Raw genomic sequence first — 23,688 nt, 5'->3', positions numbered from 1 at the left:
AGTGGGCAAAGGCGCTCTTGCGCCGTGCCCACGATCTGTCGCGATCGGAAACAGGTGGTGCTATTCAGCCGACATTCATCGCCAACTCTCTATCGATCTCATTCGATCCTGGAGACACCGATGAAACTGCCCTTTGCCGCCGTTGCCGCCAGCCTTGTGTGCCTGTCTGTCGCGTCGGCGTCGGCGCAAACGACGACGGCTCCCGCGGCTCCAGGCGCCGCGGTGCCGGTTCCTGCGACCAAGCGCGTCGGTTGCCTCGGCTCGACGCAGAATTTGCAGGGCCAGGACAAGCGCGACCAGATGCAGCTCTGCATGGCGCAGGCGCGGCTCGATTGCCTGAAGCAGGCGATCGATCAGAAGCTGGTCGGCGAGGCGCGCAAGAGCGCGATCAAGACCTGCGTGGGCACGGATGGCGCGGAGCAGCAATAGACGCGCGCCGGAGGCCTCAATTCTGCGGCTTCGGCGCGTTCGGAAAGTGCCGCTGCAGCACGGCGGCTGGCGTGGCGTAGGCTTCCTGCAAATCCACGCTCCAGTACTTCAATTCGTCGAGCGGGATCCGCGTGTCGGTGATGGCGCAGCGCACGAACGTCCCCGGCGAGATCACGCGGAAATCGCCGTCGAGATATTGCACCTGGGCTTCGCCATGGCCCGAGGGGCCGAACTTGTTCAGCACGGTCGAAAGTCTCCGTGGAAGGGCACGATGTGTTGGACCAGATGTAGCATAGATAGGGTGGCTTGTCCGCCCGTTAAACCCACCGGTTTGTGATGTTTTGCAACCGTTTGCGCGTGATAGTGCTTGAGGCTGTGCGGCACCTCCTGCGACAGAATCCGATGCGCCCCGTAACTTCCGCCCTGTTCCTGGCACTGCTGATGTCGGCCGCGCACGCCGCGCCGGCGCCTGCGCCGCAGGCCGTCGAAATTCCGCTGTCGTCAGGCGTCCTGCATGCGCAGCTGTTCAAGCCGGAGGGGGCGGGCCCATTCCCGACCGTGATCGCGCTGCACGGCTGCGGCGGCCTCGGCAGTCATTCCGATTCCGTCCAGCCGCGCTATCGCGACTGGGCCGAGCGCCTGCTCAAGACAGGCAATGCCGTGCTGCTGCCGGATAGTTACGGTTCACGCGAGCTCGGCCCGCAATGTCGCGTCAAGGACATCCACGTCAAGGCGCGGCGCGAGCGCGTCACCGACATCGCGGCGTCGCGCGCCTGGCTGATGAAGCAGAACTGGGTGGCGCGCGATCGCGTCAGCCTGATCGGCTGGGCCAATGGCGCCAGCGCGCTGCTCTGGGCGGTGCGTCCGCAGAGCGCGGCGCGCGATGCAGGCCCGGATTTCCGCGCCGCGATCGCGTTCTATCCGGATTGCCGGATCTCCGCCGGTCTCGGCTGGAGCACGCGGGTGCCGACGCTGGTGCTGATCGGCGCCAATGACGACGTCTCCTCGCCGCCGGCCTGTCGCCAGATGGTGGACGGCGCCCACGGCCGCAGCGCGCTCGCGCGCATCGTGGTCTATCCCGGCGCCTATCACGATTTCGACCGCGCCAACACGCCGCTGCACGCAACAAGCGGCAGCTCTGACGCCGCCGTTCCCGAGCACGGCCATCTCGGCACCGATTCCGACGCGCGCAACGAGTCGCAGAAGGAAGTCGCGGCGTGGCTGTCGCGATAGCGCGAATGAGCCGGCTCGCCGCGCCTTAGCTCGGTAGAGGCGGATGGGCGGGCTTGCCACGCCGTAGCTCGACAGAGCGAAGGCGGGTTTCATTTTGCAGCGGCGCCTTAGTTCGACCACGATGTCGGCTAAACGCATCTGTCATGCGCAACCGCATCGTCATCTTCTCATCCGCACTGGCCATCTTCACCGTCGCGGTCTTCCTGTTCGAAGCCCAGGCCGGCTCGCCCCAACTCGCGCCGGATCATTGCGGCTTCTGGACCACGATGGACGCGGGACTGTCCTGCCGGTAGGGCAGGGACGACGGACTGTCTCCACACCATGGCTGTCATCGCCCGGCTTGACCGGGCGATCCAGTACTCCGAGACGTCAGTGAGTCACCGAGAAGCCGCGGCGTACTGGATTCCCCGCTTTCGCGGGGAATGACAGAAGACGCCTCAGAACAAACTGCCCTGATCCACCGGCTTGGCCACGCGCTTCGGTGCAGCCTTTGTCTCCGGCGCGGCCGGCTTCGGCTGCGCCGGCGCACGCTTGACCGTCGGCGCCGGCCGGTCGGCATCCGCCGTGGCTCCCACACGTCCATCCGCGAACTCGATCGCGATCCGCGCATTCGGTCCGACGCTGTCGGCCGAATGCAGGGGATGCCCCGCTTCATCGCGCACCAGCGCGAAGCCGCGGGCGAGCACGCCGCGATAGGAGAGGGCGGAGAGCAGCTTGCCGCTGTTCTCGACGCGGGCATCGAGCCGCTGCAGCAACGTCACCAGCGCGCGGCCCGCGCGCTCGGAAAGCCGCTGCGTGCGCTCGCGCTGGCGGAGGATCGCGTTGCGCTGCGCCTGCGCGTTGGAGAGTTTTGAGGCGCGCAGGCGCACCTCGAGCCCGGCGAAGCGGTCGCGCCGCCGTCGCAGCAGCGAGCGCGCGGACAGGCCGAGCCGCTCGCCGCACACGGTGAGCCGGTGACTGGCCTGCGCGATCTGGCCGTGCAGCACCCGCAGCGTCAGCTTCGAGCTCGCCGCCGTGAACCTGCGGAAATGCGCATGCGTATTGGCCTTCAGCCCGCGGGGCAGGGCGCTGCCTGCCGAATCCAGCCGCTGCCGCGGAATCGCCAGCAGATCGCCAGCCGACGGCAGCGCGCGTGCGGCCGCGCGCAATTCGTTGCGGCGGCTCTCATGGGCGCGCATCCAATAGGCGTGGGTCCGGCGTCCGAGATCGGCGACCTCGACGAACAATTCGCTGCGCACCGGCACCGCCATTTCGGCGGCCGCCGTCGGCGTCGGCGCGCGCTTGTCGGCAACGAAGTCGATCAGCGTGATGTCGGTCTCGTGTCCCACCGCCGAGATCAGCGGAATCATGCTCTCGGCCGCCGCGCGGACCACGATCTCCTCGTTGAACGACCAGAGATCCTCCAGCGAGCCGCCGCCGCGCGCGACGATCAGCACGTCGGGCCGCGGAATCTTGCCGCCCTCAGGCAGCGCGTTGAAGCCGCGGATCGCGGCCGCGACCTGCTCGGCCGAGCCTTCGCCCTGCACCTTCACCGGCCACACCAGCACGTGGCGGGGGAAGCGGTCCTCCAGCCGATGCAGGATGTCGCGGATCACCGCGCCGGTCGGCGAGGTCACGACGCCGATCACCTCGGGCAGCCAGGGCAAGAGCTGCTTGCGCGCCTCCTCGAACAGGCCTTCGGCGGCGAGCTTCTTCTTGCGCTCCTCCATCAGCGCCATCAGCGCGCCGATGCCGGCCGGCTCCAGCGCCTCGATCACGATCTGGTATTTCGACGAGCCCGGATAGGTCGTGAGCTTGCCTGTGGCGATCACCTCCAGCCCCTCCTGGGGCTTGAAGCGCATGCGGCCGTGCACGCCCTTCCAGATCACCGCCTCGATCTTGGCGCTCTCGTCCTTGAGCGCGAAATAGCAATGGCCGGAGGAATGGGCGCCGCGGAACCCGGAGATCTCGCCGCGGACCCGGACATGGCCATAGGTGTCCTCGACCGTCCGCTTCAGGGACTGGGACAGCTCGGAGACGGTGAATTCGGGCGCGTTGTGAAGTTGTTCCGCAGGCGGCATCGGCAAACGATTCGGCATTTTGGGATCAGTCTCGACGTTAAGGATTTTCGCCGGCTAGCGCCATCCAAAGCGCGACGAAATGAGATTCGGTCGGCTGTCCGTGGTTCACCTCTCCCCAGCGGGGAGAGGTCGGATTGCTCCTGGCGATGCGAAGCATCGTCCAGTGCAATCCGGGTGAGGGGGCGCGGCGCCCAGTGAGACCAGATCCCCTCACCCGGATCGCATCTTGCTATGCGATCCGACCTCTCCCTGCGGGAGAGGTGATCCGAGCTCTGGGTGCGCTTCGAAATCCCGATTTGGGGGGTTGTATAGAAGAGTACTCTGTATTATAGAGTTCTCTAACGATGATCTGGTCAGGGAGTTCGACCATGGCAACGCGTCTGCTGCGAGGGGTGCTGGGCTTGCTCAAATGGGGTCTGTGCGCAGTCGGCGCCGTGGCGCTGATCCTGACCGCCATGATCGCGACGCCGCTGCAGCGGCCACCGGAGATGCGCTCGGTCTCGGACTCGGTCAAAGGCATCGACTGGTCCACGCTGCCGCCGCTGGAGCGTTTCCAGGCCCGCGACGGCACCTGGCTCGGCTACCGCCACTATCAGGCGAGGGGCGCGGACACCGGTCGCGGTGCCATCTTCATCCATGGCTCGTCTGGCTCCTCCGGCACGGTCAATCACGCGCTGACCGCGGCCATGGCCGCGCACGGCGTCGAGACCTGGGCGCTGGATACGCGCGGCCATGGTGCTTCGGGCACCCGCGGCGACATCGGTTATGTCGGCCAGCTCGAGGACGACCTCGTCGATTTCGTCGCCCATGTCCGCAAAAGTGCGCCGGATCTGCCGCTGACGCTGATCGGCCATTCCGCCGGCGCCGGCTTCTCGCTGCGCATCGCCGCGACGCCGATCATCCAGGATCTGTTCGTCCGCACCGTGCTGGTCGCGCCCTATCTCGGCTATGACGCGCCGACCAATGTCGCGCATTCCGGCGGCTGGGCCAATGCCGATATCCCGCGCTTCCTCGCCCTCACCGCGCTGCGCAAGCTCGGCATCGATTGCTGCTCGCAGCTTCCGGTGCTCGCCTTCGCGGTGCCTGCGAATTCCGAGCGCATTCTCACCGCGACCTATTCCGACCGCCTGATGCGCAATTTCGCGACGCACGGTTATCGCCTCGATCTGCCCGCGGTGACGCATCCGATGACGATCTTCGGCGGCGGCGAGGACGAGATGATGATATCAGGCAAATATGCGGAAGTCGTGCAGGCGATCAGGCCTGATATCGACGTCAAGATCATCGATGGCGTCAACCACATGGGCATGGTCACGAACCCGAAGGTCGTCAATGCGATCGCCGAGGACGTGGCGACGCGTGGGATTGGCCAGTCATGATCGATAGCAAGGAGGCGTCCGCCGCGCTGGCCGAGATCGACGACATCGTCCAGCGCGTGAAGCAGTCGCAGCTCTACGAGCTGGCCAGCCTTGCGGCGCTGTGGTGGGGCGTTCTGGTCTTCGCCGGCAATCTGGTGACCTGGGCGTGGCCGTTCTACGCGCGTTACGCCTGGCCCGCCGTCGATGTCCTCGGTGTCGGCGGCCTGATCGCCATCCGATTGCTGACGCCGTCGCAAGTCCAGGGCCAAACCCAGGCCTTCGACGTCAGGATCGTGCTGGTCTTCGCGCTGTTCTTCGCCTTCGGCAATATCTGCACCGACGTGCTCGGCCATTTCGGCCCGCGCGAGCTCGGCGCCTTCTGGCCGATCTACTTCATGCTGTTCTACACCCTCGCCGGCCTCTGGTTCGGCACCGCCTTCGTCGCCATCGGTCTCGGCATCATCGCGCTGACGCTGATCGGCTTCTTCTACATCGGCGCGGCCTTCCCGCTCTGGATGGCCTTCGTCAACGGCGGCGGCCTCATCCTCGGCGGCCTCTGGATGCGGCGAATCTGATGGCCGAGCTCGACGACATCATCCATCAGCCGCTGCGGCTGAAGATCATGGCGGCCCTGAACGCACTGCCTGTGGCGTCAGGTCTGGAATTCGCACGGCTGAAAAAACTCACCGGCGCCACCGACGGCAATCTCGGCGCGCATATCGAAACGCTCGCCAAGGCCGGCTACGTCTCGGTGGAGAAGGCTTTTGTGGGCAAGAAGCCGCAGACGACGGTGACGGCCACAGCGGCGGGCCGCGGCGCGTTTGCGCGGCATGTGGCGACGTTGCAGGAGATTATTGCGGGGAAGCAGGTGTAAGCTCCACCCGTCATTCGGGGGCTCTCTCCTTCGTCATTCCGGGGCGCGCCCTCTTGGGCGCGAGCCCGGAATCCATACTCACGATGGTGGTTATGGATTCTCAGGTGCGAAATCGCGCACCGTAGCTCGCGCTACGCGCGCCCCGGAATGACGGGGGGTGAACCGATTACGGTGACAGCGCACTAAACGATGTCAGCCGGATGCCTGGGCTTTGGAATTTGGTGCACTGTAACCATTTGGTTGATGGAGGGAGCGGACCCGTGAGATTCTTGCCGAGAATTTTGCTAGTAACCGCTCTCGTGAACCTTGCTCCAGCCGCAGCCGGGGCGCCGAAGCAAGCCGTCGCGTCTCCTGCCTTGCAGAAGGAGTTCGATGGCTTCATCGAGAAGTTTCGCGCGGCGCTGAAGGCAAACGATTCCGCCGCCGTCGCCAGCATGACGCGATTGCCGTTCATGAACGACAGCGCAATTCGCGACGCCGCGCAATTTCGCGCCAAGACCTATCCGACCTCGTTCACGGCGAAAAATCGCGCGTGCATCCAGCGCGGCAAGGCCGTCTACGATCGCGATCAGGAAAACAACGACAATTACTTCGTCTTCTGCGGCGACCTCATCTTCGTCTTCACCAAGACGCCGGCGGGGTTCCTTTTCACGGATGTCGGCGCGAATGACTGATCCGGGGATTGTGGTGACAGCGCACTAAACCATGCCCAACTGATGTGTTGGCCTTGGAATTTTAGTGCACTCTGGATTGCACCGTCACCGTAATTGATTTGGGAGCCCCGCCAGTTCTGGACGTCCTTCTCGCGGTGGAGGCGCGTGCGCACAGCCACAGCCTGCTTGGCAACAGGAGCTTCAACCTTATATTGAGCCCTCAGATTCCCCGACACATGAGGCGTCTATGCAGTTCGAAAGCGCTTTCAAAAATGCTGATTTCTCAGCTCTAAAGCCCGGGGCGTTATTTTTCCATCCACTGGCTGGCGGTCATTCGCCTGCGCTAAAAGTTATCACGGCCCAGGGAAATACGATGGTCGTGGACTTGAACTTGGAGCAACAGAACAACACTCGCGCGCCGACGCTGATGGCGGCGGATGATTTTCACGGCACTTCTGTCGTTTTTGTACCTGAAGCGATAATCCGCCCGACAGGAGGACTATCCAACCTCACAAATGGTTCAGGAGGTACGTCAACTATCGATCGGGGCGCTTTGATATTGCTCCCGTCTTCCAGTCTGTTGAAGGTAAAGGGACCACAGATGCAGACGTTTGTGTTCGACGTCGATAGTGGGCAGCAATCAACCAACCCTGACTCTGCGAAATGTATTTGGTCTGACAAGTGGGAGGTCGTCATTCGACAAGGCGACAGGGAAGAGATCATCTTTACCAGAAAGCCCTAATCTCTATTCGTCGAGATGCAGGAAAGCTTCAATATTTCCGGATGACCTATGCCATTTTTCTCCGATCAAGATCCCGTCAGCGAGACGCTTTTCAGCGACCGATCGCTGTCAACGCTCATCGACATGCAGAATGGTCGCGCGGAGAACCTCGTCGCGGAGTACGGCAGTGATGCACTGCTGTCGACGCCGACCGAGGATATCGTCGAGTTGGCCTACGACGTTTGCCATCTCGAAGTCCCTGTTCTGCTGGAGGACAAGGCCTTTCAGGCCGACCCGCGTGAGGTGACTCGGGAGGTGCGCGATTACGGTCGCATGATTAGCGTGCAGGGCTTCCAGTATGGGATTACGATCCCATTTGAGGGCTACCTCGGGCTGTTCCGCCACTCCTCCGCGTTGTCGGTCGGCGACTCGCCGCGGGCGAAAGCCAACGAGGACGGCATCATCCTCACCGCCTCGGGGTACAACCTCACCAAGGAGGAACTGCAGACCCACTTCAAGAAGGTCATCGACGCCATCAAGCTGCGGCTCAGCGGCCAGGAGAAGGTCGTGAAGCCTTTCAACGAAGCCTTGAGGCCTATGGTCCGCAAGCTTGTGGAGGAGCGGAAGAAGGGCATTTTGGCAGCCCGGAATATCGCTGAGTCTCTAGGCTATCCGATGGTGCGCGCCGGTCACGTCCCGATGACCCATGTCCCCGCCCAGATGCGACGTCGGATCAGGCCCTCACTGCCTCCTCAGACCTCGAAAGCCTATTCCCCCGAGCCCGCCCTTGAAGAGGCGGAGTATCAGCACATCCTCAAAATCATCGACGACATGTCCGTGATGATGGAGCGTAGCCCTACGGCCTTTGAGCGCCTGGAGGAAGAGCATCTCAGAGATTTTTACCTCGTCGTCCTCAACGGCCATTACGAGGGCCGCGCAACAGGCGAGACCTTTAATGCCAGCGGCAAGACGGACATCTTGATCCGGGAAAACAACCGCAACGTATTCATCGCTGAATGCAAGTACTGGCACGGCCCACAGACGCTGACGGACGCCCTCGATCAGCTCCTCGGTTACCTGACGTGGCGCGACACCAAAGCCGCGCTGATCATGTTCAATCGCAACAAGAACTTCACCGCCATGGTCAAGAAGATGGTGGAGACCGCGAGCGAGCACCCGAACTGTAAATGCGATCCAGTGCAGGAATCGGAGACCCGATATCGCTATGTGTTCGCCAGCAAGGACGACCCGGCGCGACAGATCATCTTGACCGTCATGGCGGTGGACGTCCCGAACCCGAGCGACGAATGACCTGGTTTCCCATTTCTTGGGATTACAGTGACAGTGCACTGACCATGCCAGCTGATGCTTTGGCTGTGACACTTAGTGTACCGTCACCGTAGTTCAATGCCCGTTAAACTGAGGAAGCGAGCCCTGATGTGAATATCAACATCACCGTTGAATGCGAGACGTGCGAGGAGAAGACAAACTGCCGGATCGGCATGTCGAATCGCGAGGAGCAGCCATTCCGTTTCTGTTGCCATAGCTGCGGCTCACCTATCGATATGATCCTGCGCAACTCGACGGGCGGTGAATTTCACGGCGCAAAGCAAATCCAACCCGATCTCTATCCGTTCGACGACAAGACGAATTTCGTTGATCTCAGCCTCGATTTTCCAGTCGCTTTCGGAAAATACGTCATGGGGAAGACCCCCTTCATGGAGGCTTACCGACGCATCGGTTACGAAGCGATACGACTTCACGGATCGCGCCTCGCCTATCTGACTGAAGAATCCGCACCGAAGCATAGAGTGTTTGCGCTTCTTCTTAAGCTTTTCCGGAATGAAAAGTGGGCGCCATTCAAAACAAGCTGCAAGAGAAATTTCGATGTAGAGGTCAAATCTGACAAGCCTCAAGATCGGGCGGCCGCGCTCTATCGCATTATCGCCAACGTAATGATGCCCTTTGCATTCCCCTACCAGGACGAAGAAGCGTCCGACTACAACGCTCGAATTATGAAGGAGCTGTCCGACAACCATCCCGGCCCGCTTCGTGCCTTCATGGCAGAGATAATGGGAAACGGCTTTCTGAAAAACCTTCAGAACGCCTGCCTGGAGATCTACCCGAAGATCCTTGAGGCAGAACTCCCGCTACGCCCCGTCCTGTTCTTGGACTTCGACCAGGAATTCGCGAACAATCCGATCCCGCTGAGAATTTCGAACGAGGCATTCGAGTCTTATAAAGACCTCTACAAGGACATCTCGGAGATCGTGTCTCGGCAACTCGTGCTCGTCGCTGGCATCAATAACCTGCTCAAACGGTACGACCATAATGCCTTCAAACCTAGCATTGGCATGACCAAAGGCGGCAAGGACTACACTCCAAAGTCGTTGCACGACTTTGCCGACGTGGCCTTCGGCAAGAAGCTCGATTTTATCGACGGTTCTTGGTTCGAAATGCTCGAAGACGGCGCTGACAATCAGCTTCGCAACGCAATCGCGCACGTCAAGACCGACTATGACGAGGTCAACCAGGTCATCACTTATTATCCCCGCCTAGAGGGCATGAACCAGGCGAAGGCAGAGCAGATCACCTTTATCCAATTTATGAAGCGCTTGCTACAAACGTATCGAGAGATGCGGCGACTCAACCACCTGATCAAGGGCCTGTTCTATCTGCAATACCTTGTCATCGACCGAGACAAAGCATGCGCTGCGGCGGGTAAGCCCTAGACCGACGGTGGCCCAGCCTTCACTCGCTCGACCATTTCTGCGATGGCGTCTCGATCAAAGATCAGCCCGGCGCTTATGTCTCGCCAGCGAAACGACTCAAAGTGTGGGTTCGTGACAGGATTCTCGCGATCTAGTAGCCATTGTTGACCAAACTGGGACGTTTCCGTCGCGATCATGTCGCCTGCTTGCAGGGCTATCACCTTCGATACCGGTGCGAAGCCGACGCTAGCGATCTCCGGTCGGTCCTTGTTATTCTGCAAATAGGCATATGCGAACATCTCGACGCGGTCGCGGATACCCTCATCGAAGAAAACCCAGGTTTTCTCTCCTGGCTTACGCCACCTGACGATGTCCGATACTGAGTTAAGGCACTGATAGAGCAGAAATTCGAGAGGATGACCGAGCTCCTCGGCTGCGTCGCCGGTCACCAACTCGTCCCACGCCGCGTTATCAACTGCTGCGGCTACGGTCACCAAGCCAGTATCAAGAATAACCCGCCGAAATAGATAGGTCAGATGGTCTCGCTCGGCGAGAGTGTAGTTCTCAAATTCATCACGACCTGCCCGACACGGCGACAGATGGAACTGCTTAAGTGGCCTTTTGCCCGGCAGAGGCTCTTCCAGCAGCGCTGCCCAAGCTGCGGCAAAGACATCCCACTGAGCTTCGGTCCCTAACACGCCTCCAATGGTCATCACCGGCGACCCAGCATGCGTTCCACTATCGTCGAAAAATGCTCCCAGCATGTCACTTCCGCCATCAGCTAGAACCGAGTTTTATCGCCAACCCTTCCAAGCCAACCAAGAAGCCGCCGCAACCACTAACGGAGTCCATAGCGACATGACGAACAGGTATACGTAGCTTGGCCATTTCCCGTAGGCTTTGACCAGCATGGGGATATGGTCGAGTAGCTCGCCCAAACCCGGTCTTATGAGGGGTAGTTTCCGCATAACCTTCAATCCCACGTCCCGCTTTGAATGGGTGCAAATTCCCTTTGCCAAATGCTCAACCGCGACCGTATCGAGATTGCGCTCCATAATTTGGAGAAATCTTCCAGCGACGCTGGGGATTCTGCCAGATCCTTTTGCCGCTCCGGCATCAAACTTTGTGCCGGATTCACCAAACCCCCTCACGCATCAGACACGGTACGGCCCATGGCGAGCTGTCAACCGCAGCAGCGCTGTTGTATGTGCGGATAAAAATCCCTCGTCCGGTGCTTCGCCACCTTCTCCGACAGGGGGAAAGGAAGAAGGCTTCGCCCCGCCCCGAATGACGGGGAGTTCGGGCCATCCCCCTTGAGCCCCGCCCCGATTCGTGCGACCTCCGCCCCCAGCAAAACCCCTCATTTCGAGCCTTCGATGCACATTCTCCTGCTTGGTTCCGGCGGCCGCGAACATGCCCTGGCGTGGAAGATCGCGGCCTCTCCCCTGGTGACCAAATTCTGGTGCGCGCCCGGCAATGCCGGCATCGCGCGCGAGGCGGAATGCGTGGCGCTCGATGTCGCCGACCATGCCGCCGTGATCGACTTCTGCAAGCAGAACAAGGTCGAGCTGGTGGTGGTCGGCCCGGAGACGCCGCTGGCGGCCGGCATCGTCGATGATCTCACAGCTAGCGGCATCAAGGCGTTCGGGCCGAACAAGATCCCGGCCCAGCTCGAAAGCTCCAAGGGCTTTACCAAGGCGCTCTGCACCGAGTTCGGCATTCCGACCGGCGCCTACAAGCGCTTCACCAACGCCGATGACGCGCGCGCTTACGTGCACAGCCAGGGCGCGCCGATCGTGGTGAAGGCCGACGGCCTCGCCGCCGGCAAGGGCGTCGTCGTCGCGAAGTCAGTGCGCGAGGCCGAGGACGCCATCGCCATGATGTTCGAGGGCGCGTTTGGCGAGGCCGGCGCCGAGGTCGTGATCGAGGAATTTTTGCCGGGCCGCGAGATCAGCTTCTTCGCGCTGTGCGACGGCGAGACCGCCATTCCGCTCGCCTCCGCGCAGGACCACAAGCGCGTGTTCGACCACGACGTCGGGCCGAACACCGGCGGCATGGGCGCCTATTCGCCGACGCCTTTGGTCACGCCCGCGATCCACGACGCGATCATGGCCAAGATCATCCTGCCGACGGTCGCGGGCATGAAGCAGCGCGGCACGCCGTTTCGCGGCATTCTCTATGCCGGCATCATGCTGACGACACAGGGCCCAAAGCTGTTCGAGTTCAACGTCCGCTTCGGCGATCCTGAATGCCAGGTGCTGATGCTGCGCATGATGTCGGACATCGTGCCGGCGTTCCTCGCCGCCTGCGACGGCCAGCTGAAGAATTTTGATCTGCGCTGGTATCCGGAGTCTGCACTGACGGTGGTGATGGCAGCAAAAGGCTATCCCGGCGACTATCAGAAGGGCACGCGGATCGAGGGGCTCGATGACGCGGCCAAGGTCGACACCGTCGAGATCTTCCACGCCGGCACCGTCGCGAAGGAGGGCGCCATCCTCGCCAATGGCGGCCGCGTGCTCAATGTCTGCGCGCTGGGCGCGACCGTGGCGGAAGCGCAGGCGCGCGCCTATCAGGCCGTCGACCTGATCCGCTGGCCGGAAGGTTTTTGCCGCCGCGACATCGGCTGGCAGGCGGTGGAAGCCGAGAAGGCGAAGGGTTAGCTCCCGTCATCGCGCCGCCACATCGTCCCCTCAAGAATGCGCAATCGGCAGACGGGGTTAGCCACCCCGCTGATAATACCGCTACTGTGCATGGGGTTGTTTTCGACTTTTGGTCGAGGTGCCCCCTGGGACTGACCAGATAAGGATGCAGAAGATGTCCGATCTCGCCGACCTCTATCCCGGCTTCGCCTCCGAATGGACCGACACCTCGTTCGGCCGCATCTTCGCCCGCGTCGGCGGCAAGGGGCCGCCGCTGCTGTTGCTGCACGGCTTCTCCGAGACGCATGTGATGTGGCACCGCGTCGCGCCTGGCTTGGCCTCCCAGTTCACGCTGATCATCGCCGACCTGCCGGGCTATGGCTGGTCCGACATGCCCGAGAGCGACGCGCTGCACATGCCCTACAGCAAGCGCGCGATGGCCAAAGCGATGGTCGAGATGATGGAGCGCCTCGGCCACGTCCACTTCGCGCTCGCCGGCCACGACCGCGGCGGCCGCGTGTCGTATCGGTTGGCGCTCGACCATCCCGGCCGGCTGTCGAAGCTCGCCGTGCTCGATATCCTGCCGACCTATAATTACTGGGAGCGGATGAACCGCGCCTATGCGCTGAAGATCTATCACTGGACGTTCCTCGCCCAGCCCGCGCCGCTGCCGGAGACGCTGATCGCAGGGCAAGGCGAATTCTTCCTGCGCTTCAAGATGGCGAGCCAGACCAAGTCGAAGAATCTGGATGCGATCGACAGGCGCGCGCTCGAGCACTACATCGCCCCGTTCCGCGATCCCGCCCGGATCCATGCGATGTGCGAGGATTACCGCGCCGGCGCCTATATCGACTACGATTTGGACAAGGCCGATTTCGAGGCGGGCAAGAAGATCACCGTGCCCATGCTGGCGCTGTGGGGCAACGCCGGCATCGCCCAGGCCGCCGCGACCCCGCTCGATGTCTGGAAGCAGTGGGCGACCAACGTCGAGGGCCAGCCGGTGGACTCCGGCCACTTCCTCACCGAGGAGAACCCCGACGTCACCGCGCGGGCCCTGCGTGCGTTCTTCGCAGGGACCTAGCGCCGCTCGCGAAAGAACTCCTTGAGCAGCCGCGCCGCCTCGCTCTCGCCGACGCCGGAATAGACGTCGGGGGCGTGGTGGCAGGTTGGGGATGCAAAGAACCGCACGCCAGACTCGACCGCGCCGCCCTTGGGGTCGGCCGCGCCGTAATAGAGCCGGCGTACCCTTGCAAAGGAGATCGCGCCCGCACACATGGTGCAGGGCTCCAGCGTCACGTAGAGGTCGCAGTCGACCAGCCGCTCGCTGCCGATCTTCTTCGCCGCCTCGCGCAGCGCAATGATCTCGGCGTGGCCGGTGGGGTCGTAATCGGTCAGCGTCCGGTTGGCGGCGGTGGCGATGACCTCGTAATTCCGGACCACCACGCACCCGATCGGAACTTCGCCCGCCTTTCCGGCATTTTCGGCCGTTTTGAGCGCCAAATCCATGAAAGAGGGGGCTTTCAAGCCTCGTATCATCCGAAGAAACCTGCTAGTAGCTGCGCCTTCAGCAGAAGTGCTTATCGAATTTGCCTGAGCATGCGGCTCGCAATGAGCGCGCGCAATGCTTTCCGGCCACCCCCTGAGTGAGATTATTCATGCCTCGCGACAGCGACAAAGACAACGATTCCCGCGGCCGGCGAGGCCCCCCCAAAGGTGGCCGCAGCGGCAAGCCGCGCGGCCCCGAGAAGAAGTTCGCCAAGCGCGGCTTCGAGGGCAAGAGCGAGGGCAGGGGCGATCGCGACAGCCGCCCGCCCCGTGGTGACCGTGACAGCCGTCCGCCTCGTGAGGGTAAACCGTTCCGCCGCCGCGAGGAGGGCGATGCCCCGCGCCGCGATTTTTCCGACCGTCCCCGCTTCAAGCGCGACGATCGCAGCGGCGAGGGCCGCGGCGAGCGCAGCTTCAAGCCGCGCGGCGACCGCCCGTTCTCCGATCGCGGAGCGCGCGATGGCGAGAAGCGCTCCTTCAAGCCGCGTGGGGATCGTCCGTCCTATGGCCGCGACGACCGTCCGCCGCGCAGGGATCGCGATGACTCTCGTCCGGCGGGCCGCTCCAGTGACAGGAAGTTCGGCGACAAGAAGCCCTATGCGCCGCGCGGCGACCGTCCCGAGCGCAAGTTCGACGGCGAGCGGAAATTTTCGCGGGGCGCCGGGCCGGATCGCGAACGCGACCGTGGGGATCGCGGGCCGCGCGAGGATCGTGGCGAGCGCAGCTTCAAGCCGCGTGGCGACCGCCCGAATTTCGATCGCGGTGATCGCGCGCCCCGTGGAGAGCGCCCCGAACGCAAATTCGAGGACCGGAAGTTTTCCCGGGGCGGACCGGATCGCGGGCCGCGCAAGGATTTCGGCGGCCGCGATCGCGGCGAGGACAAGCCCTGGCAGAAGCGCGACGACCGTCGCGAAGGCGGTCGCGGCGATGACCGTCCGCGCTTCTCGCGCTCGCGCGAGGACCGTCCATCGGGCGATCGTCCGTTCCGTGACCGTCCCAAATTCGATCGTCCGCGTGAGCGGCCCGAAGGCCGCTCCGATTGGCACGAGCATCCGCGCAGCGAAGGCCGTTTCGGTGATCGTCCGCGCCGTGAAAACGAGGATGAGAGCAGGATCTTCGAGAAGCGTCCGGCCTTCGGTGGCCGCGGTGCCTATCGCCAGCGCGATCGGGATTTCGAGGGACGCCCACGTCGCGAAGAAGCACCTAAGCCGAAGAAGGAAGGCGAACGCATCGCCAAGGCGCTGGCGCGCGCCGGTCTCGCCTCGCGCAGGGATGCCGAGGAGATGGTCACGCAGGGCCGCGTCACCGTCAACGGCCGTGTCATCAACTCGCCGGCGCTCGACATCACCAAGAACGACGTCGTTCTGGTCGACGGCAAGCCGTTGCCGGAGCGCGAGCGCACGCGCCTGTTCCTCTATCACAAGCCGCGCGGGCTGATGACGACGCATGACGACCCCGAGGGCCGTCCGACCGTGTTCGACAATCTGCCCGAAGGCCTGCCGCGGTTGATCTCGATCGGCCGACTCGACTTCAACACCGAGGGCCTGTTGCTGCTCACCAATGACGGCGGCCTCGCGCGCACGCTTGAGCTGCCCGACACCGGCTGGCTGCGCCGCTACCGCGTTCGCGCCCATGGCGAGATCACCCAGGCGCAGCTCGACCAGCTCAAGGACGGCATCGAGGTTGAAGGCGTGAAGTACGGTCCGATCGAAGCGACGCTCGAACGCGACCAGGGCGCGAATGTCTGGCTGGTGTTCGCGATCCGCGAAGGCAAGAATCGCGAGGTGCGTAACGTCTGCGCCCATCTCGGGCTCGAGGTGAACCGGCTGATCCGCGTCTCCTACGGCCCGTTCCAACTCGGAGAAGTGCCCGAGGGCCAGGTCGAGGAGGTCCGCGCGCGTGTGCTGCGCGATCAGCTCGGCGACAAGATCATCGAGAAGTCTGGCGCGCAGTTCGACGTCGCGAAGAAATCCCCAGGCGAGGGCGAAAAGACCTCCACGCGCGCCGTGATCGCCGACCGCAAGGGCCGCCGCGTGCTGGTGCAGCGCACCGGCAGCGACGAGGCGCGCGAGCGCAACGAGGAAGAGGCGAGCGGCTACGGCCCGCCCCGCCGCCCCAAGCGCGGCTATCACGGCAAGCGCGACCTGACGCCGCGGGAGGACTAGCTTGCGCGTCGTCGGCGGTCGTTTGAAGGGGCGCAATCTGGCCTCACCGTCTTCGCGTGACATCCGTCCGACGGCGGATCGCCTGCGCGAGTCCGTGTTCAACATCCTCGTGCACGCCTATGACGATCCGATCCAGGACGCGCGCGTGCTCGATCTCTTCGCCGGCACCGGGGCGCTCGGCATCGAGGCGTCCTCGCGTGGCGCGAAATTCACGCTGTTCGTGGATAACGGCGCGGAGGCGCGGGCGCTGCTGCGTAACAACGTCGAGTCGCTCGGCCTTGGCGGCGTCACCAAAGTCTATCGCCGCGATGCGACCGATCTCGGCCCCGCGCATCCCGTCGAGCCGTTCTCGCTGGTATTTCTCGATCCGCCCTATGGCAAGGGATTTGCGGAGAAGGCGTTGGCGAGCTTGCGCGATGGTGGCTGGCTCACGCCTGGCGCGCTGCTGGTGGTCGAGGAGGCAAAGGCCGCGCAGTTCGTGACGCCGGAAGGTTTCGAGGAGCTGGAGCGGCGGGCGTATGACGACACGGAGTTCGTGTTTTTGAAACGCAACGCGTAATTCATCGCCGCCCGAACAGCTTCTCCACATCGGCGAGCTTCAGCTCGACATAGGTCGGCCTGCCGTGATTGCACTGGCCGGAGTTCGGCGTCTCCTCCATCTCGCGGAGCAGTGCGTTCATCTCCTCGGGCCGTAGTCTGCGGCCGGCGCGCACCGAGCCGTGGCAGGCCATGGTGGCGGCGACATGCATCAAGCGGCGTTCCAAAGGCAGCGCCTCGTCCCACTCGGCCATGTGTTCGGAGAGATCGCGGAGCAGCCCGCCTGCATTGGTCTTCCCAAGCAGCGACGGCGTCTCGCGTACCGCGACCGCGCCGGGGCCGAAGGATTCGATTGCAAGGCCAAAGGATGTGAGCTCTTCGCTGCGCTCCAACAGGCGCTCGACCGTGGCCTCGTCCATTTCGACGATCTCGGGGATCAGCAGGATCTGCCGCTGCACGCCGTTTGCGGCGAGTGACGCCTTGAGCCGCTCATAGACGATGCGCTCATGCGCGGCGTGCTGGTCGACGATGATCAGACCGTCGCGGGTCTGCGACACGATATAGGTCTCGTGCAGCTGCGTGCGCGCCGCGCCGAGCGGACGATCGACGAGATCAGTCACCGGCTGCGTCTCAAACCGCACATCCGCGCTGGGCGCGCCGACATCGAAGGCGGCCTGCGCGCGCTCGGCGAAAGCGGGCGCGGCTGGGCCCTCGAATGACGGCATCGAAGCGACCGGCGCGGACGGTGAGGCCCGCCAGTCCCAGCTTGCAGGACGCGGCGGCGTGAAGGCCGGCCGGAACGAGGACAAGGCGCTCTCGCCACTATTGGCGGCGGTGCGGCGGCCCTCGCGTGCGAGACCTTCCTTCAGCCCGTGCACGATCAGCGCGCGCACGAGGCCGGCGTTGCGGAAGCGCACCTCTGTCTTGGCCGGATGAACATTGGCGTCGACCTCGCGCGGGTCGAGCGTCACGAACAGCGCCAGCACCGGATGGCGGTCGCGCGGCAGATAGTCGGCATAGGCGCCGCGCACCGCGCCGAGGATCAGCTTGTCGCGCACCGGCCGGCCGTTGACGAAAAGATATTGCCCGAGTGCGTTGGCTTTGGTCAGCGCGGGGGCGGCGGCATAGCCGGCGACGACGACGCCGTCGCGCTCGGCATGGACCTCGAAGGCATGGCTGCGGAACTCCGCGCCCAGAATATCGCCAAGCCGGGTCAGCCGTCCGGCCGCGCCGGGTAGCGCGGCGGCCCAGGTCACCGGCGCGCGCTCTTCGCCCGCGAGCGTGAAGGCAATGTCAGGCCTTGCCATCGCAAGCCGTCGCACCACCTCGCGGATCGCTTCGGCCTCGGTGCGATCGGTCTTCAGAAATTTCAGCCGCGCGGGTGTCGCGTAGAAGAGGTCGTTGACCTCGACGCGAGTGCCGTGCGCGAGCGCGGCCGGCATGATCTCGGACTTTTCGCCACCCTCGACAGTGAGCGCCCAGGCATGCGGCTCGCTGGCATGCCGCGTGGTGATCGAGAGCCGTGCCACCGAGCCGATCGACGGCAACGCCTCGCCGCGGAAGCCGAGGGTGCGGATCTGCAGCAGATCTTCGTCATCAAGCTTGGACGTCGCGTGGCGCTCGACGGCGAGCGCAAGGTCCTTCGCGGTCATGCCGCTACCGTCGTCGGTAATGCCGATCCGCCTCCGCCCGCCGCCATCGGTGAAGACGTCGATGCGGCTCGCGCCGGCATCGATGGCATTCTCGACAAGCTCCTTGACCACGCTCGCCGGGCGCTCGACCACCTCGCCGGCGGCGATGCGGTTGACGACCTGTTCTGGAAGCTGACGGACGGGCATGGATTCGCTCAATGACGGCGCAGTTTATCTCCGTCGGAACTCAAATGCATGGGATAAGTCCTGCTACCCACATATCAGATCTGGATTTTCAGCACGCACGTGTTCCTTGCCGCCGCATATGAGGAGTACAATTCCGCGAAAGCGCCGCGAAATCCCTAAACGATGACCACACGGCCCGGCTTGCATCGCGATCGCGCCGTTCAGCTCTTTGCGCGACGGGGCGGTCCGGTCCAGACGAACGGCGTGGGGAATGGCCGAACCGCTCATCGCGAATAAAATCCAGGAGACATGGATGAAGTTGGTGAAGACCTCAGTGATCGCTTGCGCGCTTTCCGCTCTGCTTGCGGGCCCCGTTCTCGCGCAAGGAATGTCGTCCGACAGCAAGTTGCATGGCGGCGCGCAGGGCAAGACGACGCAAGGTGGCGTCGCAGGCAATAGCGAGGAGGAGTTGGAAGCACAGTCGGGCGGTGCGGGCCAAACGGGCATGAAGCCGGCCAAGAGCACGAAAGGCGCGGTCGGCACCACGGGCAGTGCCACGCATAAGAGCGCCACCGACGGGTCGGCTCCCGGCGGGGCGACCACCAACGGCAAGCGCTACTGAGCGTGAGGTCTGAGTAAACCAACCTCCGGTCGCGTGGCGGCCGGAGGTTTTTTCCAATCAATCGTCGAAGCGACCGCCGCGGCCGGCCTTGACGTCGCTGCGGCGCTTCTTGCCGTCGAGTCGGCGCTGCTTGGAGCCAAACGTCGGCTTGGTCGCGCGGCGTGGTGTCGGCCGGATCATCGCCTCGGTCAGGATCTCGACGAGTCGGTCGATAGCGTCCTGGCGGTTGCGTTCCTGGGTGCGGAAGCGCTGGGCATGGATTACGATCACGCCATCCTTGGTCATCCGCTGGCCAGCGATGCGGGCGAGCCGGATCGTCGCATCCTCCGGGATGGTCAACTTGCGTGTGTCGAAGCGCAGCTGGGCCGCGGTCGACAATTTGTTGACGTTCTGCCCGCCCGGGCCAGAGGCGCGGACAAAGCCGATCTCGATGTCGTCCTCGTCGATGACGAGATCGCGGGATATCCGCAGCATGATGGCACCATTCGTGACATCAGGACATATCTCGGAACATCCATCTTCGGCAATGGCGGGATGGCGGAAACGCAAATGGCCGGGCGAGCCCGGCCATTTCAGGTAACGTCGGAGGCGTCAGTTCGACTTCGTCGCCGGTGCCGCCGCCGGTTGCGCGGCAGCCTGCGGTGCGCGGCCGACGATGACCGTCAGGAGCCCCTGGCTCCACAGCCGCTTGGCCGCGGCCTTGGCATCGTCCAGGGTCACAGCATCGACGATGGCGTTGCGCTTCTCGATATAATCGATCGGCAGCTTGTCCTGCTGATATTGCAGCAGCGCCTGTGCGAGCTTGGAGGAGGTGTCGAGCACCAGCATCTGCGAGCCCTTGAGGTAGGACTTGGCCTCATCAAGCTCCTTCTGGGTCGGACCCTCGTCGGCGATGCGGCGGACTTCTTTCTCGATGGCATCCATGGTGTCGCCGGCACGGTCGGCGCGGGTGCCGGTGTTGCCGATGAAGATTCCCGAATGTTCCATCCAGAGCAGCGATTCGAACACCGAATAAGCGAGCCCGCGCTTCTCGCGGACTTCGCGGTAAAGCCGCGAGGACAGGCCGCCGCCACCGAGGATATGGTTGACGACATAGGCCGCCATGAAGTTCGGATCGCTGCGCATCACGCCGGGACCGCCGAAGGTGATCACGGTCTGCGGCACGTCAAGTGGCACGAAGGCACGCTGCGGCGGCTTTGCAGCCTCGACGTCGGGGACCGGTGCCAAGGTGGCTTTGGCAGGCAAGCTGCCAAACGTGTGGTCGAGCAGTTTGCCTAGGGTCGCCGGATCGACGTCGCCGACCACGGCGATCTTCAGCGTGTCCCGGGCAAGGATACGGCCGACATAATCCTTCATGTCCGCAACCGTGATGGTCGGCACGCTCTCCAGCGTGCCGGTGGTCTGCCGTCCATAGGGATGATCGCCGAAGGTCATCTCCAGGAATTTCCGGCTTGCGAGCGAGGTCGGGTTGGTGGTGTCGCGGCGCAGGCCCGAGATGACCTGCGAGCGAATGCGCTCGACATCGACCGTGTCGAAATGCGGCGAGGTCAGCGCGGACCGCAACAGATCGAAGGCCTCGTCCTTGTTGTCGCGCAGCATGCGCAGGCTGCCGCGGAAGGTATCGCGGGTAGCGCTGAAGGAGAGCTCGATGGCGCGGCGGTCGAGCCGCTCATGGAACGTCTTGGAATCGAGATCGCCCGAGCCCTCGTCGAGCAGGTCGCCGACGAGATTGGCAACGCCGGGCTTGTCCTTGGGGTCCTGCGCCGAGCCGCCGGCAAAGGAATATTCCATGGCGATCAGCGGCACGGTCGCGTCCTGGACGAACCATGCTTCGATGCCGCCCGGCGACACCAGGTGCTGGATCTTTGCTGCCGCCTGCGACGGCGAGACCGAGGCGAGCGCGAGCGCAGCGCCGGTGACGAAGGAGAGCGCAACGTGGCGCGCGCGAAGGAAAGGATAGGTCACGAACGCTTCTCCTCACGCTTGGCAGCTGTGCTGGTGTCTTTGATCAGATAGCCGGTCACTGAGCGGTTCTTCTCGAACCATTTTTGCGCAGCTTCACGGACCTGCTCGGCGGTGACGGCACGGATGCGGTCGGGCCAGCTCCTGATATCCTCGATCGACAGGCCCGTGGTCAGTGCGCCGCCGTACCAGCGTGCCAACACCGCCTGATTGTCCTGGGCGTAGATCGCCTCCGCGATGAGCTGGGTCTTGACCCGCTCGAGATCCTCGGCACGGATCGGGTTCTGCGCAACGTCGGCGATCACGCGGTCGATGGCCTGCTCGACTTCAGCAAAGCTGACACCTGATTTCGGCGAAGCCGAGATCGCGAATTGGGTCGGATCCAGCGAGATGCTGGAATAGCTGGCGCTGGCGGAGACTGCGAGCGGCTTGTCGACGACGAGCGCGCGGTAGAGATAGGAGTTGCTGCCGCTGCCTATCAACTGCGCGAGCACGTCGAGCGCAGCGCTCTCGCCAGCCGCAGCGGTCGTCGCCGAGGGCACTAGATAGTAGCGGCGCAGGCTCGGCTGCTCGACGCGCGGGTCGGACAGTGTGACGGTGCGCGGCGCTGCCGGCTCCGGCTCCTGCGGGCGGATGCGCCGCGCCGGGATCGCCGGCTGGGCCGGGATCGGGCTGAAATTGCGTTCGACCAGCGGACGCACATCGGCGGCCTCCACGTCGCCGGCGATGACGAGGATCGCATTGTTCGGTGCGTAGAACCGGCGATAGAAGGCCAGCGCGTCCTCGCGATTGAGCTTCTCGATCTCCTGGTGCCAGCCGATCACCGGCCGGCCGTAGGGATGATTGAGATAGAGCGCGGCCATGATCTGTTCGTTGAGGCGCGCGTCGGGGCTGTTGGCAACGCGCATGTTGTACTCTTCGAGCACGACATCGCGCTCGGGCAGCACGTTCTCGTCTTTGAGGACCAGGCCGGTCATGCGATCGGCCTCGAACTCCATCATGGTCGGCAGCTGCTCTTTCGGCACGCGCTGGTAGTAGTTGGTGTAATCGACCGAGGTCGAAGCGTTCTCGTTGCCGCCGACGCGGAGCACGGTCTGGGAGAATTCGCCGACGGGGTGCTTCTCGGTGCCCTTGAACATCAAATGCTCGAGGAAGTGGGCGAGGCCGGATTTGCCTGGCGTCTCGTCGGCCGAGCCGACCTTGTACCAGATCATTTCGGTGACCACGGGCGTGCGGTGATCCGGGATCACCACGACCTGGAGGCCGTTGGGAAGCGTGAAGCTCGCGGGCGGCGCCGAGGTGACCGTCGTCTGGGCGAATGCGCTGCCGACGTTGAGGGCAGATGTCGAGAGCAGCGCGACGAAGAGGCAGGCAATCGATCGGTGTGAGGACATCACGATCCTTGTGAAAGCCCGGACGCTGATGTCCAGGCGTGAAAGCACGGCATGCTACACCGCGCGGCTTTGGGCTTCGGGTCACGAAGCAGAGAACGCCGTCGAATTGTACTTAAAAATAGGTCATCTGCCGCATCCGGCCTATACCGGACGATTGCGGCGTGCGCGCGCCTACGGGCGGCGGCCGAGGAGCTTATTGCTCCTTTTCCTTACCCGACCGGACGTCGAAATAGGTCCTGCGCGTCGTGTCCTCTCCGGAGCCATAGGCGTAGCTCGGCGAGGGCGTCTGATATCCCGGCGGCGGCTCGACCAGCGATTGGCGCGGCGGCTCGCTCGTAAACTGCTTGGATTCGGGCGCGCCGCCCTTGAACAATTTCAACAGACCGCCGGTGTAACCCATCTCGGCCGGGCTCATCGTCGGGTTGTTGGGGTTGCTGCCCGGCGGGGGCGGATCATTGTTGGCCTGCTGCGGGCCCGACTTGTGGGCGTTCAACTCGGCGGGCGACAGCGGCTGGCCAATTTTCCAGAACTCGTTTGCCTTGGTGCCGGGCACCTTCTTCCGCTGGGCAATGGCCTCCTGGCGACGCTTCTCGTCGGGATCCTTCGGCCAGTTCGGCGCGTTCTTGGCTTCAGAGCTGGGCGGCGGCAGGTCGAGCTTCGGCGGGACCACCAGCGGTGACCGCTCGCGGTACTCGATGCCCTTCTTCTCCATGCTCTTGGCGCCGATGCCGGACATCAGATTGTCGATGAGCTTCTCTTCGAAGGTCATGTCGTCGTCGTCATCGTCGTCGCCGGCGCGGACCGGGCCTGCCGACATCACGAGACCGATGCCGAGTGCGACAGCTGACAATTTCAGCGCCAGCCAAAGACCCCGCCGGCCGTCTCGACCGATCGAACCGCTGGTTTCGAAGCTGCGCATACCTGTACCTGTTCCATATTGTGGCAGTAGCAATCTCGCCGCGTCTCGC

Annotated in this window: 24 protein-coding genes; 15 read left to right on the top strand and 9 right to left on the bottom strand. The window is 63.7% G+C overall.

What is annotated here, in order from left to right:
• The first annotated feature begins 120 nt into the window (after positions 1-120).
• Entirely contained in the window at positions 121-429 is a 309-nt protein-coding gene (locus XI06_RS36135) for a hypothetical protein (RefSeq protein WP_271607475.1), read from the top strand.
• A gap of 16 nt (positions 430-445) precedes the next feature.
• Here the strand turns inward: XI06_RS36135 and XI06_RS36130 are convergent, their stop codons facing one another.
• Entirely contained in the window at positions 446-673 is a 228-nt protein-coding gene (locus tag XI06_RS36130) for a DUF2093 domain-containing protein (protein ID WP_237864525.1), read from the bottom strand.
• 158 nt (positions 674-831) lie between these two features.
• On the opposite strand from XI06_RS36130, the gene XI06_RS36125 reads away from it, so the two are divergent.
• Positions 832-1,662, top strand: a complete 831-nt coding sequence (locus tag XI06_RS36125) for a dienelactone hydrolase family protein (RefSeq protein ID WP_271607474.1) — start codon at positions 832-834, stop codon at positions 1,660-1,662.
• Positions 1,663-1,805: 143 nt separating this feature from the next.
• Entirely contained in the window at positions 1,806-1,955 is a 150-nt protein-coding gene (locus tag XI06_RS36120) for a hypothetical protein (RefSeq protein WP_271607473.1), read from the top strand.
• A 144-nt stretch (positions 1,956-2,099) separates the two neighbouring features.
• On the opposite strand, the gene xseA is transcribed toward XI06_RS36120, so the two are convergent.
• On the bottom strand, positions 2,100-3,740 hold the full coding sequence (gene xseA / locus XI06_RS36115; protein WP_271607472.1) for an exodeoxyribonuclease VII large subunit: 1,641 nt from the start codon (positions 3,738-3,740) through the stop codon (positions 2,100-2,102).
• 350 nt (positions 3,741-4,090) lie between these two features.
• Here xseA and XI06_RS36110 point away from each other — a divergent pair, with 350 nt between their 5' ends.
• The 7 genes from XI06_RS36110 to XI06_RS36080 all read left to right on the top strand — a co-directional run bounded on the left by XI06_RS36110 (position 4,091) and on the right by XI06_RS36080 (position 10,060).
• The gene (locus tag XI06_RS36110) at positions 4,091-5,101 is read left to right on the top strand and encodes an alpha/beta hydrolase (protein WP_271607471.1); all 1,011 of its coding nucleotides are present in this window, start codon (positions 4,091-4,093) and stop codon (positions 5,099-5,101) included.
• The gene (locus XI06_RS36105; protein WP_271607470.1) at positions 5,098-5,655 is read left to right on the top strand and encodes a hypothetical protein; all 558 of its coding nucleotides are present in this window, start codon (positions 5,098-5,100) and stop codon (positions 5,653-5,655) included. The genes XI06_RS36110 and XI06_RS36105 overlap by 4 nt, the downstream gene beginning before the upstream one ends.
• A complete protein-coding gene (locus XI06_RS36100; protein WP_254148179.1) occupies positions 5,655-5,954 on the top strand; it encodes a winged helix-turn-helix domain-containing protein in 300 nt (99 codons plus the stop codon). Before XI06_RS36105 ends, XI06_RS36100 begins: the two co-directional genes overlap by 1 nt.
• A gap of 299 nt (positions 5,955-6,253) precedes the next feature.
• Positions 6,254-6,628, top strand: a complete 375-nt coding sequence (locus tag XI06_RS36095; protein WP_271607469.1) for a hypothetical protein — start codon at positions 6,254-6,256, stop codon at positions 6,626-6,628.
• Between the two features lie 226 nt (positions 6,629-6,854).
• On the top strand, positions 6,855-7,349 hold the full coding sequence (locus XI06_RS36090) for a hypothetical protein (protein WP_271607468.1): 495 nt from the start codon (positions 6,855-6,857) through the stop codon (positions 7,347-7,349).
• Between the two features lie 48 nt (positions 7,350-7,397).
• Entirely contained in the window at positions 7,398-8,639 is a 1,242-nt protein-coding gene (locus XI06_RS36085) for a hypothetical protein (RefSeq protein ID WP_271607467.1), read from the top strand.
• Positions 8,640-8,767: 128 nt separating this feature from the next.
• Positions 8,768-10,060 (top strand): hypothetical protein, encoded by a 1,293-nt coding sequence (locus tag XI06_RS36080; protein ID WP_271607466.1) that lies wholly within the window; start codon positions 8,768-8,770, stop codon positions 10,058-10,060.
• On the opposite strand, the gene XI06_RS36075 is transcribed toward XI06_RS36080, so the two are convergent.
• Positions 10,057-10,803, bottom strand: a complete 747-nt coding sequence (locus tag XI06_RS36075; RefSeq protein ID WP_271607465.1) for a hypothetical protein — start codon at positions 10,801-10,803, stop codon at positions 10,057-10,059. The two genes, XI06_RS36080 and XI06_RS36075, sit on opposite strands and share 4 nt — an antisense overlap.
• A 612-nt stretch (positions 10,804-11,415) precedes the next feature.
• Here XI06_RS36075 and purD point away from each other — a divergent pair.
• Both purD and XI06_RS36065 read left to right on the top strand, forming a co-directional pair.
• On the top strand, positions 11,416-12,699 hold the full coding sequence (gene purD, locus XI06_RS36070; protein ID WP_271607464.1) for a phosphoribosylamine--glycine ligase: 1,284 nt from the start codon (positions 11,416-11,418) through the stop codon (positions 12,697-12,699).
• Between the two features lie 154 nt (positions 12,700-12,853).
• Positions 12,854-13,759, top strand: coding sequence for an alpha/beta fold hydrolase (locus tag XI06_RS36065; RefSeq protein WP_271607463.1), 906 nt, complete (start codon positions 12,854-12,856; stop codon positions 13,757-13,759).
• On the opposite strand, the gene XI06_RS36060 is transcribed toward XI06_RS36065, so the two are convergent.
• Positions 13,756-14,214: a nucleoside deaminase gene (locus XI06_RS36060; protein WP_092230031.1), complete on the bottom strand. Its 459-nt coding sequence runs from the start codon at positions 14,212-14,214 to the stop codon at positions 13,756-13,758. The genes XI06_RS36065 and XI06_RS36060 overlap by 4 nt on opposite strands.
• A 119-nt stretch (positions 14,215-14,333) precedes the next feature.
• Between XI06_RS36060 and XI06_RS36055 the strand changes: the two genes are divergently transcribed.
• The gene (locus XI06_RS36055; protein WP_271607462.1) at positions 14,334-16,388 is read left to right on the top strand and encodes a pseudouridine synthase; all 2,055 of its coding nucleotides are present in this window, start codon (positions 14,334-14,336) and stop codon (positions 16,386-16,388) included.
• A gap of 1 nt (position 16,389) precedes the next feature.
• On the top strand, positions 16,390-16,947 hold the full coding sequence (gene rsmD / locus XI06_RS36050; protein WP_271607461.1) for a 16S rRNA (guanine(966)-N(2))-methyltransferase RsmD: 558 nt from the start codon (positions 16,390-16,392) through the stop codon (positions 16,945-16,947).
• 1 nt (position 16,948) lies between these two features.
• Here rsmD and mutL read toward each other — a convergent pair whose 3' ends face one another.
• Positions 16,949-18,763, bottom strand: a complete 1,815-nt coding sequence (mutL, locus tag XI06_RS36045) for a DNA mismatch repair endonuclease MutL (RefSeq protein ID WP_271607460.1) — start codon at positions 18,761-18,763, stop codon at positions 16,949-16,951.
• Positions 18,764-19,013: 250 nt separating this feature from the next.
• Between mutL and XI06_RS36040 the strand changes: the two genes are divergently transcribed.
• The gene (locus XI06_RS36040; protein ID WP_271607459.1) at positions 19,014-19,364 is read left to right on the top strand and encodes a hypothetical protein; all 351 of its coding nucleotides are present in this window, start codon (positions 19,014-19,016) and stop codon (positions 19,362-19,364) included.
• 57 nt (positions 19,365-19,421) lie between these two features.
• Here XI06_RS36040 and arfB read toward each other — a convergent pair whose 3' ends face one another.
• From arfB to XI06_RS36020, 4 genes are all read right to left on the bottom strand, one after another.
• Complete coding sequence (arfB, locus tag XI06_RS36035; RefSeq protein WP_237864506.1) at positions 19,422-19,838, bottom strand: alternative ribosome rescue aminoacyl-tRNA hydrolase ArfB; 417 nt, start codon at positions 19,836-19,838, stop codon at positions 19,422-19,424.
• 117 nt (positions 19,839-19,955) lie between these two features.
• Entirely contained in the window at positions 19,956-21,329 is a 1,374-nt protein-coding gene (locus XI06_RS36030) for a M16 family metallopeptidase (protein WP_271607458.1), read from the bottom strand.
• Positions 21,326-22,720 (bottom strand): M16 family metallopeptidase, encoded by a 1,395-nt coding sequence (locus XI06_RS36025; protein ID WP_271607457.1) that lies wholly within the window; start codon positions 22,718-22,720, stop codon positions 21,326-21,328. Before XI06_RS36025 ends, XI06_RS36030 begins: the two co-directional genes overlap by 4 nt.
• A gap of 193 nt (positions 22,721-22,913) precedes the next feature.
• On the bottom strand, positions 22,914-23,639 hold the full coding sequence (locus XI06_RS36020) for a hypothetical protein (protein ID WP_271607456.1): 726 nt from the start codon (positions 23,637-23,639) through the stop codon (positions 22,914-22,916).
• Positions 23,640-23,688 lie beyond the last annotated feature (49 nt).

This window comes from Bradyrhizobium sp. CCBAU 11434 (genome assembly GCF_028128895.1).
In the GTDB taxonomy this organism is placed as follows: Bacteria; Pseudomonadota; Alphaproteobacteria; order Rhizobiales; family Xanthobacteraceae; genus Bradyrhizobium; species Bradyrhizobium zhengyangense.
Note: the sequence above shows the minus strand (reverse complement) of the source record. Positions and strands in the feature narration are given on the sequence as shown.

What these genes read in the sequence shown, in the direction of transcription:
- XI06_RS36110 (WP_271607471.1), top strand. Translation starts at nt 4,091, where the DNA reads ATGGCAACGCGTCTGCTGCGAGGGGTGCTGGGCTTGCTCAAATGGGGT.
- XI06_RS36120 (WP_271607473.1), top strand. Translation starts at nt 1,806, where the DNA reads ATGCGCAACCGCATCGTCATCTTCTCATCCGCACTGGCCATCTTCACC.
- XI06_RS36025 (WP_271607457.1), bottom strand. Translation starts at nt 22,720, where the DNA reads ATGTCCTCACACCGATCGATTGCCTGCCTCTTCGTCGCGCTGCTCTCG.
- xseA (WP_271607472.1), bottom strand. Translation starts at nt 3,740, where the DNA reads ATGCCGAATCGTTTGCCGATGCCGCCTGCGGAACAACTTCACAACGCG.
- XI06_RS36125 (WP_271607474.1), top strand. Translation starts at nt 832, where the DNA reads ATGCGCCCCGTAACTTCCGCCCTGTTCCTGGCACTGCTGATGTCGGCC.
- XI06_RS36090 (WP_271607468.1), top strand. Translation starts at nt 6,855, where the DNA reads ATGCAGTTCGAAAGCGCTTTCAAAAATGCTGATTTCTCAGCTCTAAAG.
- XI06_RS36060 (WP_092230031.1), bottom strand. Translation starts at nt 14,214, where the DNA reads ATGATACGAGGCTTGAAAGCCCCCTCTTTCATGGATTTGGCGCTCAAA.
- XI06_RS36040 (WP_271607459.1), top strand. Translation starts at nt 19,014, where the DNA reads ATGGCCGAACCGCTCATCGCGAATAAAATCCAGGAGACATGGATGAAG.
- purD (WP_271607464.1), top strand. Translation starts at nt 11,416, where the DNA reads ATGCACATTCTCCTGCTTGGTTCCGGCGGCCGCGAACATGCCCTGGCG.
- XI06_RS36085 (WP_271607467.1), top strand. Translation starts at nt 7,398, where the DNA reads ATGCCATTTTTCTCCGATCAAGATCCCGTCAGCGAGACGCTTTTCAGC.
- XI06_RS36055 (WP_271607462.1), top strand. Translation starts at nt 14,334, where the DNA reads ATGCCTCGCGACAGCGACAAAGACAACGATTCCCGCGGCCGGCGAGGC.
- XI06_RS36020 (WP_271607456.1), bottom strand. Translation starts at nt 23,639, where the DNA reads ATGCGCAGCTTCGAAACCAGCGGTTCGATCGGTCGAGACGGCCGGCGG.
- XI06_RS36105 (WP_271607470.1), top strand. Translation starts at nt 5,098, where the DNA reads ATGATCGATAGCAAGGAGGCGTCCGCCGCGCTGGCCGAGATCGACGAC.
- XI06_RS36065 (WP_271607463.1), top strand. Translation starts at nt 12,854, where the DNA reads ATGTCCGATCTCGCCGACCTCTATCCCGGCTTCGCCTCCGAATGGACC.
- arfB (WP_237864506.1), bottom strand. Translation starts at nt 19,838, where the DNA reads ATGCTGCGGATATCCCGCGATCTCGTCATCGACGAGGACGACATCGAG.
- XI06_RS36075 (WP_271607465.1), bottom strand. Translation starts at nt 10,803, where the DNA reads ATGCTGGGAGCATTTTTCGACGATAGTGGAACGCATGCTGGGTCGCCG.
- mutL (WP_271607460.1), bottom strand. Translation starts at nt 18,763, where the DNA reads ATGCCCGTCCGTCAGCTTCCAGAACAGGTCGTCAACCGCATCGCCGCC.
- XI06_RS36135 (WP_271607475.1), top strand. Translation starts at nt 121, where the DNA reads ATGAAACTGCCCTTTGCCGCCGTTGCCGCCAGCCTTGTGTGCCTGTCT.
- XI06_RS36100 (WP_254148179.1), top strand. Translation starts at nt 5,655, where the DNA reads ATGGCCGAGCTCGACGACATCATCCATCAGCCGCTGCGGCTGAAGATC.